This is a genomic window from Kribbella sp. NPDC003505, assembly GCF_040610875.1.
Lineage (GTDB): Bacteria > Actinomycetota > Actinomycetes > Propionibacteriales > Kribbellaceae > Kribbella.
Map to the genome: position 1 here is coordinate 134292 of NZ_JBEXNA010000010.1, position 14589 is coordinate 148880.

Consider the following 14589-nt stretch of genomic DNA (forward strand, 5'->3'; position numbering starts at 1 on the left):
TCATGGAGGAGCGGGCGCGGATCGAGCAGAACCGGCACGCCTGGGACCTGCGGGCCGCGGCACACGTGTCGTCCCGGTTCTACGACGTCGACGGGTTCCGGACGGGTGGCAGTTCGCTGCGGCCGTTCGAGGTCGAGGCGGTCGGCGACGTCCGCGGTCGGCGGCTGCTGCACCTGATGTGTCACTTCGGGCTGGACACGCTGTCGTGGGCGCGGCTGGGCGCCGACGTCACCGGCGTGGACTTCTCCGCGGCAGCGGTCGACGCCGCGCGGCGGTTGGCCGACGAGGTCGGGTTGGCGGCGCGGTTCGTGCAGGCGGACGTGTACGACGTGGCCGACGTACTGGAGCCGGCGTCGTACGACGTGGTGGTGGCGACGTACGGCGTGCTGGTGTGGCTGCCCGATCTGGACGAGTTCGCGCGAGTGGTGGCACGGATGCTGCGCCCGGGCGGGACGGTCTTCCTGGCGGAGTTCCATCCGCTGCAGGCGATGGTGGACGAGGACCTTCGGGTGCGTACGTCGTACTTCCGCACCGGCGCCGTGGATCGTGAGGTGACGACCAGCTACACCGGGCAGGACGTGCCGGAACACGTGCAGAGCACCTGGCCCTGGACGGTCAGCGGATTGGTGAACGCACTGGCGAGCGCCGGCCTGCACATCGACCGCCTCGACGAGCTGCCGGTGGACCTGCGGCAGCGGAGTCCAGCGATGGTGCAGGACTCTGACGGGTTGTGGCGGCTGCCGGGTGATCCGCTGCCGTTGTTGCTGACGTGTCGAGCTCATCGCCCCAGCGCGGGATAAATGCCGAGGGCGTCGAAGCGGGCGGTCAAGTCGTCGACCCAGGCGGTCGGCGTGCGGTGATCCGGCAGCGGTACGCCGGCCTCGCTACGCCACAGCGCGTCGCCGAGGGCTGTGCGCAGGTGCCACGCCATGACTCGCTCCGGCGACAGGCGGCGCCCGGCGAGCTGCTCGTAGTGGCGGGAGGTGGCTTGCAACAGTTCGACCCCTGGTCCGGTCCCGGGGAACGCGCGCAGGTCGTACTCCGCGTCGGCGGTTCCCACGGTTTCGAAGTCAACGATCACCTGCAGCTCGGAGCCCTTCCAGACCTGATTACCGCCGTGCAGGTCGCCGTGAACAAGTACCGGCGGTGCCGGCCGGGCGAGCACCTCGTCGGCCCAGTCGCACCATCGCATCACGGACCCGACCTGATCCGGCCGAATCCATGGCCCGATCCCGTCGCGGATCGCCCGCGTGGTTGCAGGCGGCATCAGCGCCGGCTGCAGACCGCCGGTCAGGTAATCCACACGTTCGAGCGTGTCAGCACGATGCAGCACAGCGAGAAACCCCGCCAACTGCCGACCAGCGCGATCCCGGTCGATCGAGCCGACGACCTCGAACAGCGCCGCACCAGAAACGCGCTCGGTCACCAGCATCATTGGGTCAGTACTGCAGACCACAACCTCCGGCAGAAACCGAACGCCAGGCGCCTGCGCCAACGCTGCGAGGATGGTGATCTCGTGCGCCAACCGCAGCGCCGCGGGCTCCGACCAGGCGAACTTCACGACGAAGCGCTCCCCGACCACCGCGCTGCCGGCCCACCATTGCGGATCCTGCTCGGGGAGCGTCTCCCGTACGGCGACCTCCAGCCCGCCCAACTCCGGGGCCACGACGCGCAACGCGTCCGCGACCGCGCCCGGCGAACACTCGTCCAACCACCGCATACCTTCATCCCACCACCCCGCCGGCTCAGTCGTTGTGGGTGGGTTGGGTGGGGGCGTGGCGGAGGGTTGCGGTTGCGGGGATGAGGGTGGAGCCGAAAGTGAGTGCGGCGGCTGCTCCGACGATCACCAGGTAGATCCAGAGCGGGCCCGTCGGGACGGCGTCGTTCGCGACCTTGGCGGAGAAGGGGAGGAGGCAGGCGAGCGCGACGGCGGTGCCGAGCGTGATGCCTGTGAGGGTGACCAGCGTGCTTTCGGTGGTGAGCATGCGGAGGACCTGGAAGCGGGTCGAGCCGGTCAGCCGTTGCAGGGCGAACTCGCGGCGCCGGCGCAGCGTGGTGGACACCAGCGTGTTGACGACCGAGACCGCGGTGTACGCGATCAGCATGCCGACCAGCATGTAGTTGATCCACGCCTGCGTCTGCAGATCCTCGACGTTCGCGGCGACCAGTGTGCTGCGGTCGGCGACCTGGACACCCGGGTGGGCGGCAGCGAGCTTGGTCAGAGCCGGCCGTACGTCGGCACCGGGCTCGGCGCGGACCAGGACCTGCTTGGTCAGACCGTCGGTCGTGTGGGCGGCAACCAGGGACGCGGGCAGGATGATCGACTCGTACCCACGCTCGGCCGCGAACGTCGCGACCACCCGCAGCTTCACAGTGGTGCCGTCGCCCAAGGTCATCGTGATCTCGGAACCGACGCCACGACCGGTCTTGGCAGCCATGTACTCCGGGATCGCCGCGGTCGACCCGGTCAGCCCCCCGAGCGATCCGCTCGTCAGCCGCACCGGCGCCGTACCGTTCGCGCCCTGCGCGTCCACGCCGATCACCGGCGCGCCGTCCTCGTCGAACGGAGCCTTCCGCGGGTCGTCGACCGCGCCCATGCTCCGGACGAACGCCGACGCACTCGCCACGCCGGGCACCGCTCGCACCTCGGAGACCAGCCTCGGCGAGAGGCCCGCGTCCGAGACCAGTACGGCATCGGCTCGCAGGTCCCGCGTGAATGCCTCGGAAGAAGCGTGGACCTGTGTGGTCTGCATGTACAGGTTGGCGGTCGAGATGCCGACGGCAAGCATCACCGGCATCGCTGCGGCGGACAACGCCACCGAGCGCGCGGACAGGTTGAGGATCGCGAGCCGGCCGCTCACCCGGGTCAGCGCCTGGACCGGCCAGCGCCAGATGCCCAGCACCAGCTTGGTCCAGAACGGGCCGAGCAGCGCGACACCGATTGCCCAGCACAGGATCGACGGTCCGGCGGTCGAGGCCGCGAGCGGGCCGGTCATCACGGTCGCGGTGACGATCAGCAGCGCCAGGCCACCGCCGAGGAACAGCAGGCCGAACAGCAACCGGACCCAGCTGAACCACTTCCGCTGCAACGAGGCTTCGACGAGCGCCTCGACCGGCTTGATCTTCGCCGATTTGCGCGCCGCGATCAGCGCGGCGCCGATCGCCGCGAGCACCGCCGCGCCGGCACCGGCCGCGAACGGGATCCAGCCCTGGGCGAACTCGATCACCGGCGACGCGACGCCGTGCGAGCTGAGCTGGTCGAAGAGGAACCGGCCGAGGAAGACCCCTGGCACGCATCCCAGGACGACGGCCGGCAGCGACACCATCAAGGCCTCGCCGATTATCATCCGCCGCACCTGGCCGGGCGTCGTGCCGATGCCGCGGAGCAGCGCGAACTCACGCTCGCGGTGCTGAGCGGCGAGCGCCAGCGTGGACGCGACCACGAACATCATCGTCATCGTCGCGATACCGCCGAACGAGCCGGCGACCGCGATCAACGCCGTACGGCGGGACTCGGCGTCCGGGTGCTCGGCCAGGCCGCGGTCGACGCCGGCGCGGACGGTCAGGCCCGGGTCGACGTCTTCCAACTGCTTCTTCACCGCGTCGAGGTCGGCGCCGGGAGTCGTCAGGATGCCGACGTCGGCGAAGCGGTCCGGGTTGCGGACGAGTTCGGCGGCGTCGCTGTCGGAGAAGAACGCATGGCCGGATGCTTGGGGGGCGATGCCGCTGATCGCGAAGGTCTTCGGCTCGCCGTTGATCATCAGCGTGAGCCGCTCGCCTACTTTGCCGGAGGCAACAACTACCTGCCCGGACTGCGGCGCACGCCCGGTGCTGAGGCGGTAGGGCGCCAGGGCCGCGCTCGACCAGTTGTGACCCTCACGAGCCGCAGCTGTCGGACTGATTGCTGTGAACGTGTAGTCGCCGACGGCCGACTCGACGCCTTGGACGGAGCGGAGCTCGGCGAGCAGATCGGCCGGGACGCCGACGCGTTCCGACAGGGGCGTGGGGTCTTCGACTCCGGGGCGGTGGTGGGACTGGTTGCCGGTGACGACCAGGGAGGTCGCGGCCAGCCGGGCGGGCTCGACGTTGGAGCGGATGCCGGTCTCCATCAGGCCGCCGCACGCCATCACGATCGCCGTACCGAAGACGACCGCGACGAACGTCGCGATGAATCCGCTCTTGCGGTGCCGCAAGGTGCGGACGGCGAGGCGCATCATCCCGCCACCGCCTGCAGGTTGGATCGCGCACCCAGGTGCGTCATCCGGTCGGCGACCGCTTCGGCGGTCGGCGAGGTCAGGCTGCCGGCCAGCGCACCGTCGGCGAGGAAGACCACCTGGTCGGCGTACGACGCGGCGACCGGGTCGTGCGTGACCATCACGACCGTCTGGCCCTGGGAACGTACGGGCTCGCGGAGCAGCTCGAGGACGTCGGCAGCGGTCTGGGTGTCGAGTGCACCGGTCGGCTCGTCGGCGAAGATCACCGCGGGGCGGGCGACGAGCGCGCGGGCGATCGCGACCCGCTGCTGCTGGCCGCCGGACAGTTCGCCCGGGCGGTGCTTGTGCCGGTCGCCGAGGCCGACGCGGTCCAGGACCTGCCGTACGGCGGCCTTGTTCGGCCGGCGCCCGTCGAGCTCCTGCGGCAGGCAGACGTTCTGCCAGACCGTCAGCGCGGGCAGCAGGTTGAAGGACTGGAACACGAACCCGATCCGCTCCCGCCGCAGCTCGGTCAGCCTGCGCTCGCTCAGGCCCGCGAGCGGCTGCCCGTCGATGGACACGCTGCCGGACGTCGGCCGGTCGAGCCCAGCGGCACAGTGCAGGAAGGTGCTCTTGCCCGACCCGGACGGGCCCATCACCGCCGTGAAGGTGCCGGGGGCGAATTTCATCGAGATCCCGTCGAGGGCGGTGACGGTGTTCCCGCCACGGCCGTAGACCCGTCGTACATCCTGCAGGACGACCGAGTATCCGGCCCCGTCGACTGCTTCCTGCGTCCTCTTCTTCATGCCGTCGACGCTACGGAGCGACGGCGCCGCGCCCCATGGTGCTGAACCGACGACGGGGGTGGACGAAAGTCCACCCCCAGGCCCTCTAGGAACGGAACAGGGCCCGTGCTCCGGCGAGGTAGGTGCTGGGCGTCACGTCCCCGATGATCAGCCGTTGCAGGACGAAACCGGGGATCAGGGCGAGCAGAACCTGGGCGATGTACTCGGGTGCGACGTCGGGGTCGACGGTGCCGTCGGCCTGGGCCCGGCGGGCGACCGCCTCGAAGTTCCTGCGGAGCACGGTGTACTTGTCGCAGGCGGTGGCCATGATCGCCGGGTTCCGCAGGGCCTCGGCCCAGGCCTGGATCGCGACCCGGGTGACGTCGCCCCCCGGCCTTTCGGCAACCGCCACGACGTGGTTGATCGCCGCTTCGAGAGCCATCAGCGGTGTGACGGCCTGCTCCGTGGCCAGGATCTTCTGGAACAGCTCGTCGATCGTGCTGAGCGCGTCCTCGGCGATCGCCGCGACGATCTCTTCCTTGCTCTTGAAGTAGCCGTAGACGGCGCCCGCGGACAGCCCGGACTCGCGGATCACGTCGGCCATCGTCGTCTTGTGGAAGCCCTCCTCGATCACGCAGGTGCGGGCCGCCGCGACGATCTGCGCGCGGCGCGCCAGGCGGTGTTCCTCGGTGACCTTGGGCACGTCCGCAACATAAAACGAATGTCCGTTCTTGACAAGTCGCCGGGCCGTTGCCAGGCTCGGAGTCATAAAGAACGATCATTCGGTTTTATTGCCCGAGGGAGTACCCGCCATGACCACTGAGGCGCACGCGGCCGATCGTCGCCGGCCGCCCCTGATCGCCGTCATCACGCTGCTGACCGCGGTCCTCACCGTGTTCCTGATCGCCTTCGCATGGCCGGCCGCGCGCTCCGAGCCGCGCAACGTCCCGCTGGCGGTGTCCGGTCCGGCGCCGGCGGTCCAGCAGATCGAGACCGCGCTCGGACAGGCGATGCCCGACGGCTTCGAGATCACCGCCGTACCGGACCGGCAGGCGGCGGTGCAGCGGATCAAGGACCGGGAGGCGTACGGCGCGATCGTGCTGGACGCGGCGCAGCCCGAGGTGCTGACCGCGTCCGCGGGCGGACCCGCCGTCGCGCAGGTGCTGACCCAGCTGTCCGCCCGGATGTCGCCGGAGAACCCCGCGAAGGTGACCGACGTCGTGCCGCTGCCGAAGGACGACCCGCGCGGCGCCGGTCTGGCCGCCGGTGCGTTGCCGCTCGTGCTCGGCGGGATCATCGCGGCCGCCGCCCTCACCCAGCTGGTGCGGTCCGGGGCGAAGCGGATGATCGGGGCGATCACCTTCGCGGTCACGGGTGGCCTCGCGCTGGCCGCCGTACTGCAGTACTGGCTCGGTTCGCTCGAAGGCAGCTACCTGGGCAACGCGGGTGTGATCGCGCTGTCGATCGCGGCGATCAGCCTCACCCTGCTCGGCCTCGAGTGGCTGCTCGGTACGGCGGGGCTCGCGCTCGGCGGCGCCACGATGATGCTGCTCGGCAATCCGCTGTCCGGGATGACGAGCGCGCCCGAGATGCTGCCGACCGGATGGGGCGCGCTCGGGCAGCTCCTGCCACCCGGCGCGGCCGGTACGGCGTTGCGCTCGGTGAGCTTCTTCGACGGCGCCGGGGCCGCGCGGCCACTCGCCGTACTGGGGTGCTGGCTGCTCGCCGGGCTGCTGCTGTGCGGGGTCGGTTCGGTCCGTGCCCGGAGACGCGCCGTGCCCGCTCGCCACGAGGCGCCGGCGGTCGCAGCCTGACAAAGTAGGGGTATGACACCGCGGTGACCGGATCGTTACGTCCCGGTCGCCGTGGTGCCGTGCGTTTGGGGCGACAACGTTGTCTGTCAAGCATTGACTTCGGCCGTTCAGGACTCCTACGGTCGCGGGAAAGCCCGCAGGGTTTGGGTCGTGGTACCGGGATGACAACGATTGCCCGAAGGTGGACCTGATGATGTCTAGGAAACGTTTCAAGGTGGCAGCCGTCGCGAGCGCGCTGCTGCTGGCGGTCACGGCCTGCAGCCAGGGGTCGACGACCAAGCAGCCGGACGCCGGCGGTGCGCAGAGCTCCGGCCCGGCGCACATCAAGATCGCGTACCAGCAGTGGGGTCCGGGCGTGGTGATGAAGAACTTCCTCACCGGCGTGAAGTCCGAGTACGAGGCCGCGAACCCCGGCTCGACGGTCGAGATCCTGCCGATCGTCGCTTCGGAGAACGACTACTACACCAAGCTGCAGCTGATGATGCGGTCGCCGAACACCGCGCCGGACGTGGTCTACGAGGACACCTTCCTGATCAACTCCGACATCACCGCGGGCTACCTGAAGCCACTGGACGACTACATCAACAAGTGGGATCAGTGGGGCCAGTTCGAGGACACCGCGAAGGGTGCGGCCAAGGCGCTGGACGGGAAGACGTACGGCGTACCGGACGGTACCGACACCCGCGCGCTCTGGTACAACAAGCAGATCTTCGCCAAGGCCGGCCTGCCCGCCGACTGGCAGCCGAAGAACTGGGACGACGTGCTCAGTGCCGCCCGCACCATCAAGCAGAAGGTCCCCGGCGTCATCCCGATGAACGTCTACTCGGGCAAGCCGATGGGTGAAGCCTCCGCGATGCAGGGCTTCGAGATGCTGCTGTACGGCACCAAGGACTCGCTGTACAACAACGACCAGCAGAAGTGGGTCGTCGGCAGCCAGGGCTTCAAGGACTCGCTGAACTTCATCAAGACCGTCTACACCGAGGGCCTCGGCCCGTCGCCGAAGCAGGCGCTCGACCCGAACATGGGCAGCAAGGTCGGCACCGAACTGCTGCCCGGCGGGAAACTGGCGATCGCGCTGGACGGCTCCTGGATCTACGGCAACTGGCAGAAGACCGGTGCGAAGCCGTGGCCGCAGTGGTCCGAGGTGCTCGGCCAGACCGCGATGCCGACCCAGGACGGCGGCGGCAAGGGCAAGGTCAGCCTCTCCGGCGGCTGGACCTGGGCGATCCCGGCCAAGTCGAAGAATCCGGACGCGGCCTGGAACCTGATCAAGACCCTGCAGACCCAGAAGAACGCGGCCAAGTACGCGACCGAGGGCGCGCAGATCGCGGTCCGCAAGGACGTCGCCTCCGACGCGACCTACAAGAGCTCGTCCAAGAGCACGCAGTTCTTCACCGACCTGGTCTCCGTCACCGTCTACCGCCCGGCGTACGCGGAGTACCCGAAGGTCTCCAACGAAATCATCACCGCGATGGAGGCGGTGATGACCGGACAGTCCTCGATCGACGAGGCCGCGAAGAACTACGACGAAGCGGTCGAAGGCATCGTCGGCAAGGACAAGACGACTTCGGGCCAGTAGCCCGGGCGAAGGAATCTCCCCTGTGACGACGACTGTCGCCCCCACGGCCTCGGCTCCCACTCCCTCCGGCAAGACGTCCGGGGGGAGCGGGAAGCCGCGGGCCGCCAAGTTGCTCAAGATGCTGCCGCTGTCGCCGGCCATCGGACTGATGCTGGTCTTCCTGGCCGGTCCGATCATCTACTGCGTGTACGCCGCGTTCACGAACATGGCGCTCACCGGGACCGGCGCCGCGAACGTCAAGTTCGTCGGGCTGGACAACTTCCGCAAGGCGTTCGGCAGCGGCGCGTTCACGAACGCGATCTGGCTGACGCTGGTGTTCACGCTGATCTCCGCGATCATCGGTCAGAACACGCTCGGCCTCGGTCTCGCGCTGCTGATGCGCAAGTCCACCAAGGTGATCCGCAACTTCGTCGGCACCGCGGTGATCGGCGCGTGGGTGCTGCCCGAGGTGGTCGCGGCGTACCTGCTGAGCGCGTTCTTCAACGACGAGGGCACCCTCAACGTGATGCTGCACGCGGTCGGCCTGCCCGGGCAGGACTGGTTGTACGCGGCACCGATCATCGCGGTGTCGCTGGCCAACATCTGGCGCGGTACGGCGTTCTCGATGCTGGTGTACTCGGCCGCGCTGAGCGAGATCCCCAAGGAGATCGAGGAGTCCGCGGAGATGGACGGCGCGGGCGGCTGGCGGCGGCTGGCGTTCGTGACGCTGCCGATGATCACCCGCGCGATCATGACCAACCTGATGCTGATCACGCTGCAGACGCTGAGCGTGTTCGGCCTCATCTACGCGATGACCCGCGGCGGCCCCGGCACCAAGAGCCAGACGCTGCCGCTGTACATGTACGAGCAGGCGTTCAGCTTCTCCCAGATCGGCTACGGCACCGCGATCGCGCTGGTGATGCTGGCGATCGGCGCGATCTTCTCGCTGATCTACCTGCGTGGACTCAACTCGGAGGCCGCATGATTGCGCGCGACCGTCTCAGCAAGGTCACGTCGAACCTGATCCTGCTGGCCATCGGTGTGCTGTTCGTGCTCCCGCTGCTGTGGGTGCTGTTCGCGTCGATCAACCGGACCGCGGGCCTGCGCGTCGAGTTCCCGACGCACCCGACGCTCGGGAACTTCAAGGCGGTGCTGAACACCAACACGACGTACCGCCCGGTGCTCAACGGCGTCGTGCTGTGCGGTGGGGCGGCGCTGCTGACGATGGTGTGCGCGGTGCTCGCGGCGTACCCGCTCTCGCGGTTCAAGACGCGCTTCAACCGGCCCTTCCTGCTGACGGTTCTGTTCTGCACGGGGTTGCCGATCACTGCGGTGATGGTGCCTGTCTACGGGCTCTTCGTGCAGCTGAACCTGGTGGACACGATCGGCGGCACGATCATGTTTATGGCGACTTCGGCGTTGCCCTTCGCGATCTGGCTGACGAAGACGTTCATGGACGGCGTACCGCTGTCTCTCGAGGAAGCTGCCTGGGTCGACGGCGCCGGCAACATGCGCGCGCTGTGGGCGATCGTGCTGCCGCTGATGTGGCCCGGGATCGCGGTCGTGCTGATCTTCACCTTCATCGGCATGTGGGGCAACTTCTTCGTCCCGTTCATGCTGCTGCTGTCCCCCGAACGGCTGCCCGCGTCGGTCAGCATCTTCACGTTCTTCGGCCAGTACGGCGAACCGAACTACGGCCAGCTCGCGGCGTACTCGCTCATCTACACCACCCCCGTCCTCCTCCTCTACCTCCTCCTCAGCCGCAAACTGGGCGGCGCCTTCGCCCTCGGCGGAGCCATCAAGGGCTGACCAAAGGACGCCGCTCCGCGGCGGCTGTCTTGTCGGCCGGCTTCGCCGGTGGGTGTGGCGTGTCATCAGCGTTTGAGGTGGTTGGTCCCGGCCGCTGCCGGCGCGGTGGGACTGGTCACCGGGCATCGCTTCGCGGCGGCCGGCTTCACGCCCGGACGGCCGTTGGTCGGGTGGTGAGTCGTGGGGATCGGCTGTGCGCGGCGACCTCGATTCAGGTGGCTTGACCTGGAGCGCGCTCCAGGAGTGAGGGTGGTGGCATGAACACACCCGCGATGGCCCTCGGGACGATGTACTTCGGCACGGGGGTGGACGAACCGACCGCCTTCTCGATCCTCGACCGGTACGCCGAACTGGGCGGAGCGTTGATCGATACCTCCAACAACTACAGCTTCTGGACCTCCAGGACCGGCTTCGGCGGGCAGAGCGAGGCGCTGCTGGGCCGCTGGCTGGCGTCCAACCCCGGGGTCCGCGTCCGTCTCAGTACCAAGGTCGGCGCGCAGCCCACGCGGGTCGGCGGGTTCCCCGACCATCTCGAAGGGCTGCGCGAGGACGTCGTGCGCGCAGCGATGGCCCAGAGCTTGGAGCGGCTGGGTGTGGACGGCGTAGACCTGTACTGGGCGCACGTCGAAGACCCGGCCGTTCCGGTGGAGGACCTGGTCGAGACGTTCGGCGGCCTGGTCCGGGACGGCCTGACCGCCCGCTGGGGAGTCTCGAACCATCCGTCCTGGCTGCTCGAGCGGATCCGGGCCACCGCCGAACGCACCGGCCATCCGCAACCGGCCGCCTACCAGGAGCGCTACTCCTACCTTCAGCCCGCCGGCGGCATGGCCGTGGAGGGCCAGCCGATCCCGCTGGGAATGCTGTCACCGGACGGCCTCGACTTCCTGCGACGCAACCCGTCGGTCGACGGCTGGGTCTACACCGCCACCCTCCAGGGCCGGTACGACCGCAACGACCGCGCGCTCGAGGCCGAGTACCGCCACCCCGGCACCGAACGACGGCTGGCGGCACTGAGCCGCGTCGCCGCTGCGCGCGGACTCCGACCGGGACAGGTGGTGCTCGCATGGCTGGCCTCCGGGAGCCCCGCGCTGACCCCGATCGTCGGAGTCAGCAGTGTCGAACAGGTCGAGCAGGCCGTGGTAGGTGCGTCCACCATCCTCGCCGAGGATGAACTGGCGGAGCTGGACGACGCATAGGCGACGCCGACCGGAAGGAGCTCAGCCGCGGGAGCGCAGCATGCGGCGCATCCGATCGGCACGCTCCAGGAGGTTCTCGCGGATCACCGGGACAGCTTGTGCCGCAAGGATCTCTGCTCGTTCCACGAAGGTCAGGTCGACACCGAACTGCGGGAAGAGGTGTCTGGTGAAGGTCTTCGCCGGCATGGCTCCGCCACGGTGGATGGTCGGCACGAGCCCGAGGTAGGCTTCCGCATACGGCCTCAGCAGGTCGTCCTGGCCGGCGGTCCAGAACGGCGCCGCAACCGAGTAGACCGAAGCCAGCGGTACCGCGCGCTCCGTCACCAGCGTCTGCCACACCGCCTGCTTCGCACCCGGGTCCGGGGTTGCCGCACGGACCTGAAGCCTGCTGACCCACGCCTCGGGATCCGGGTCCCGCTCGAGCAGGGCCTGTGCCTCGGCAGCGGTCGGGCCGCCGAGCTGAGCTTTGCGAACCAGCGCCCGCCACTGGAGATCGACGTCCTCACCGGCCTCGACCTGGAGCCACCCAACCTGTTCCAGGTCGGCTGCGGTGCGGGCGAAGCCACGCAGTGCCGCTTTCCGGTAGGCGCCAACGCCGGAGAGGTTGCGGCACGCCGCGGCCACCGCTCGCAGGAGCGTGTCGCGCTCCCAGGTCGGACTCCACAGCTCTGCGGCCTCGACGGCCAGGTCGAGATACGGCTCGATCACCGACGCGGACGTCTCGACTTCGAGCACCCCGGTCAGGCACTGCACGGCTTCGGCGGCTGTCGCTTCGCCGTTGATCAGCATGTCCCAGGCCGTGGTGACCGCGATACCCCGCGAGATGGGTGTGGGCAGGCGGGCGGCGTTGCCGAAGAACGTGTTTCCGGTCGCCGCATCGGGTCTTGTCGAGGCGAAGGTCAGGTCTTCGTCGTTGACCAGGTAGAGGTCCGCACCGGCCGGCAGGTCGATCCGAGTCCGTTCGCCGGCGATCTCGACCTCGACGAGTGCCGCCCGTGCGAGGCGGTCGCCTTGTCCCCGATAGGCGCCGACGGCAAGTACCTGCGGACGCGGCTGCCCACCGGGCCCCTTGGCGACCAGGACGAAACCATCCTCGTCGTGATCCAGGGTCAGCCGGTCGGTGCCGGCGGTTTCCAGCCATCCCGCACGCCACCGTTCCAGGTCACGTCCGCTCGACTCGGCGACCGCATCGATGAGGTCCTGCAGCGTGGTGTTGCCCCAGGCATGCTTGGCGAAGTAGTTGGTCAGCCCCACCGAGAACTCTGCCTCACCGACGTACGTCATCAGCTGTTGCAGCACCGACGCACCCTTGGGGTAGGTGATCGCGTCGAAAGTCGCTTCGGCCTGCAGGACGTCCCGGACAGGCCGGCGGATCGGGTGCGTGGTCGGTCCCTGGTCGACGAAGTAGGCGTTGAGTTTCCCGTCGACCAGATGCGTCACCCAGGCGTCGGTGTACGACGTCGCGCTCACCGCGGCCCAGTTGCTCGCGAACTCCGCGAACGCCTCGTTGAGCCACAGGTCGTCCCACCAGCGCATGGTGACGATGTTGCCGAACCACATGTGCGCGAGTTCATGCAACAGGTACCGCGAGAAGAGGTCCCACTCCGCGCGTGTCGGGGTGGTCCGGCGCAGGAACCAGTCCATCCAGGTGACGCAGCCGAAGTTCTCCATGGCGCCGGGGAACTCGGGCGTGAAGACCTGGTCGTACTTGTGCTGAGGAAACGGCATGCCGAACTTGTCCGCGAAGAACTCGAGACCCTGGGCGGTCAGGGTGAAGAGCTCGTCGGCGTCCCGGTCGAGGATCGGCGCCAGTGACTGGCGAGCGAAGAGGCCGAGATCGTGGCCCGCGCCGCTCCGGCGCAGTTCGTAGTACGGGCCGGCGTTGATCACGGTGTTGTACGTCGCCAGCGGTGGCGTCGCCGGGAAGGTCCACCGACGCGCGGAGCCGAGGTCTTCGATCTGCGGGTCGCCGCTGTTGCTCAGCACCAGCCAACCGGCCGGACCCGTCACGGTGAATGTGTACGGCGCCTTCAGGTCGGGCTGATCGAAACACGCCCAGGCATGCCGGGCGTAGTCGGGCTCGAAGTCCGTGTACGCATACACCTCGCCGTCGGCGGGATCGACGGCCTTGTGAACACCCTGCTCACCGGTCGAGCAGTCCGGGACAGTGACCACGGTGAGGATGTTGCGCTCGGCGAGGTCAGCCAGTGCGATCCGCCCTTCGACGGCCGCCGGCAGCCGGACACCGTTGAGCACGACGCTGTCGACCTCCGCCACACAGTCGGCGAAGGTCTCGGCGCCGGGGCGGCTACAGGCGAAGGTGATCGTCGACTCACACCGAACCCGCGAGCCGGTCGGCAGGTCGGTCAGATCGACGGCAACGTCATACCGCTCGACCGTCAGCAGGCTCGAGCGCCCCTCAGCCTCAGCTTGGGTCAGACTCCGGACGCTCATCGCCTTCCCTCTCGAAATTCAGAGGTTGGTGAGGGTTCGGCGGGTGTTCTGCCAGGTGGAGAGTTTTTCGGGGAAGGTGGCGGTCCACTGGGGGTCGGGAAGGCCTTGGCTGTAGCGGGAGAGGGCTATGGGGGCCAGTGTGGAGGCGGTGTCGGGGGCGGCGTCCAGGACCACGGCCAGGCGGATGATGAAGGTGGTCAGGCGGGTCAGGCGCGAGTGGTCGGGGGCGGCTTCCAGGTCTTTCAGTTGGGTGCGGAGCTGTTTCAGGGTGCGTACGGCGGTGCGGTGGGGTGGTGGGGTGAGGTCGTCCGGCGGGATGCCGAGGTGGGCGGCGACCTCGGGGGACGGCTCGACGGGAGTTGCCTTGCCGAAGAGGCGGGGCTTGGCGGCTTGAAGGTGGTCGGTGATCTCGTCGAGGAGGGTGTCGAGACAGGCGACCAGCTCACTCACAGAGCTGTCGGCGGTCCGGCGGCGGTTGGAGTCCAGGGCCGCGGCACGGGCGTACTCGGCCTCGACTGCGGCGCGCAAGGTCTCCGGCCAGTCGTCGAGGCCGGTCAGCTCCTCGACACGGGGCGCCGACGCGTTGAGATCACCCGCGCTCAACGGCTTCGCGCCGGAGCGCGCGGCGTCGATCTCTTCGCCGATCTTCTTCTGCGGTCCCGGAACGATTGAGCTCACACGTCCAGCCTACGCATTTGATGGGTGGACGTCCGAGATACCGGGTGTGCGCCCGAGATCCGGGGCGCAAACCCAGCATCTCGGACGCTGACCCACCAGAGG

12 protein-coding genes are annotated in these 14589 nt (G+C 68.8%); 6 read left to right on the top strand and 6 right to left on the bottom strand.

Going from position 1 to position 14589, the window contains the following annotated elements:
* The first annotated feature begins 2 nt into the window (after positions 1-2).
* On the top strand, positions 3-800 hold the full coding sequence (locus tag ABZX12_RS30380) for a methyltransferase (protein ID WP_355698720.1): 798 nt from the start codon (positions 3-5) through the stop codon (positions 798-800).
* Here the strand turns inward: ABZX12_RS30380 and ABZX12_RS30385 are convergent.
* From ABZX12_RS30385 to ABZX12_RS30400, 4 genes are all read right to left on the bottom strand, one after another.
* Positions 779-1720: an aminoglycoside phosphotransferase family protein gene (locus ABZX12_RS30385; RefSeq protein ID WP_355698722.1), complete on the bottom strand. Its 942-nt coding sequence runs from the start codon at positions 1718-1720 to the stop codon at positions 779-781. The genes ABZX12_RS30380 and ABZX12_RS30385 overlap by 22 nt on opposite strands.
* Before the next feature lie 25 nt (positions 1721-1745).
* Positions 1746-4217: an FtsX-like permease family protein gene (locus ABZX12_RS30390; RefSeq protein ID WP_355698724.1), complete on the bottom strand. Its 2472-nt coding sequence runs from the start codon at positions 4215-4217 to the stop codon at positions 1746-1748.
* Entirely contained in the window at positions 4214-4999 is a 786-nt protein-coding gene (locus ABZX12_RS30395) for an ABC transporter ATP-binding protein (protein ID WP_355698726.1), read from the bottom strand. Before ABZX12_RS30395 ends, ABZX12_RS30390 begins: the two co-directional genes overlap by 4 nt.
* An 85-nt stretch (positions 5000-5084) precedes the next feature.
* Positions 5085-5681 carry a TetR/AcrR family transcriptional regulator gene (locus tag ABZX12_RS30400; protein ID WP_355698727.1) on the bottom strand — a complete coding sequence of 199 codons (597 nt, stop codon included), beginning with the start codon at positions 5679-5681 and terminating at the stop codon, positions 5085-5087.
* A 109-nt stretch (positions 5682-5790) separates the two neighbouring features.
* Here ABZX12_RS30400 and ABZX12_RS30405 point away from each other — a divergent pair, with 109 nt between their 5' ends.
* The 5 genes from ABZX12_RS30405 to ABZX12_RS30425 all read left to right on the top strand — a co-directional run bounded on the left by ABZX12_RS30405 (position 5791) and on the right by ABZX12_RS30425 (position 11355).
* A complete protein-coding gene (locus ABZX12_RS30405) occupies positions 5791-6792 on the top strand; it encodes a hypothetical protein (RefSeq protein WP_355698729.1) in 1002 nt (333 codons plus the stop codon).
* Between the two features lie 193 nt (positions 6793-6985).
* Positions 6986-8371 carry an extracellular solute-binding protein gene (locus tag ABZX12_RS30410; protein ID WP_355698731.1) on the top strand — a complete coding sequence of 462 codons (1386 nt, stop codon included), beginning with the start codon at positions 6986-6988 and terminating at the stop codon, positions 8369-8371.
* A 22-nt stretch (positions 8372-8393) separates the two neighbouring features.
* A complete protein-coding gene (locus tag ABZX12_RS30415; protein WP_355698733.1) occupies positions 8394-9335 on the top strand; it encodes a sugar ABC transporter permease in 942 nt (313 codons plus the stop codon).
* A complete protein-coding gene (locus tag ABZX12_RS30420) occupies positions 9332-10159 on the top strand; it encodes a carbohydrate ABC transporter permease (RefSeq protein WP_355698734.1) in 828 nt (275 codons plus the stop codon). Before ABZX12_RS30415 ends, ABZX12_RS30420 begins: the two co-directional genes overlap by 4 nt.
* 257 nt (positions 10160-10416) lie before the next feature.
* The gene (locus ABZX12_RS30425; RefSeq protein WP_355698736.1) at positions 10417-11355 is read left to right on the top strand and encodes an aldo/keto reductase; all 939 of its coding nucleotides are present in this window, start codon (positions 10417-10419) and stop codon (positions 11353-11355) included.
* Positions 11356-11376: 21 nt separating this feature from the next.
* Here ABZX12_RS30425 and pepN read toward each other — a convergent pair whose 3' ends face one another.
* Together pepN and ABZX12_RS30435 are read right to left on the bottom strand one after the other, a co-directional pair.
* The gene (pepN, locus tag ABZX12_RS30430) at positions 11377-13809 is read right to left on the bottom strand and encodes an aminopeptidase N (protein ID WP_355698738.1); all 2433 of its coding nucleotides are present in this window, start codon (positions 13807-13809) and stop codon (positions 11377-11379) included.
* A gap of 18 nt (positions 13810-13827) precedes the next feature.
* The gene (locus tag ABZX12_RS30435; protein ID WP_355698740.1) at positions 13828-14487 is read right to left on the bottom strand and encodes a hypothetical protein; all 660 of its coding nucleotides are present in this window, start codon (positions 14485-14487) and stop codon (positions 13828-13830) included.
* Positions 14488-14589 lie beyond the last annotated feature (102 nt).

Bases quoted from the DNA above. Each gene is read 5' to 3' on its own strand.
- ABZX12_RS30410 (WP_355698731.1), top strand. From the start codon at position 6,986: ATGTCTAGGAAACGTTTCAAGGTGGCAGCCGTCGCGAGCGCGCTGCTG.
- ABZX12_RS30420 (WP_355698734.1), top strand. From the start codon at position 9,332: ATGATTGCGCGCGACCGTCTCAGCAAGGTCACGTCGAACCTGATCCTG.
- ABZX12_RS30380 (WP_355698720.1), top strand. From the start codon at position 3: ATGGAGGAGCGGGCGCGGATCGAGCAGAACCGGCACGCCTGGGACCTG.
- ABZX12_RS30395 (WP_355698726.1), bottom strand. From the start codon at position 4,999: ATGAAGAAGAGGACGCAGGAAGCAGTCGACGGGGCCGGATACTCGGTC.
- pepN (WP_355698738.1), bottom strand. From the start codon at position 13,809: ATGAGCGTCCGGAGTCTGACCCAAGCTGAGGCTGAGGGGCGCTCGAGC.
- ABZX12_RS30405 (WP_355698729.1), top strand. From the start codon at position 5,791: ATGACCACTGAGGCGCACGCGGCCGATCGTCGCCGGCCGCCCCTGATC.
- ABZX12_RS30385 (WP_355698722.1), bottom strand. From the start codon at position 1,720: ATGCGGTGGTTGGACGAGTGTTCGCCGGGCGCGGTCGCGGACGCGTTG.
- ABZX12_RS30390 (WP_355698724.1), bottom strand. From the start codon at position 4,217: ATGATGCGCCTCGCCGTCCGCACCTTGCGGCACCGCAAGAGCGGATTC.
- ABZX12_RS30425 (WP_355698736.1), top strand. From the start codon at position 10,417: ATGAACACACCCGCGATGGCCCTCGGGACGATGTACTTCGGCACGGGG.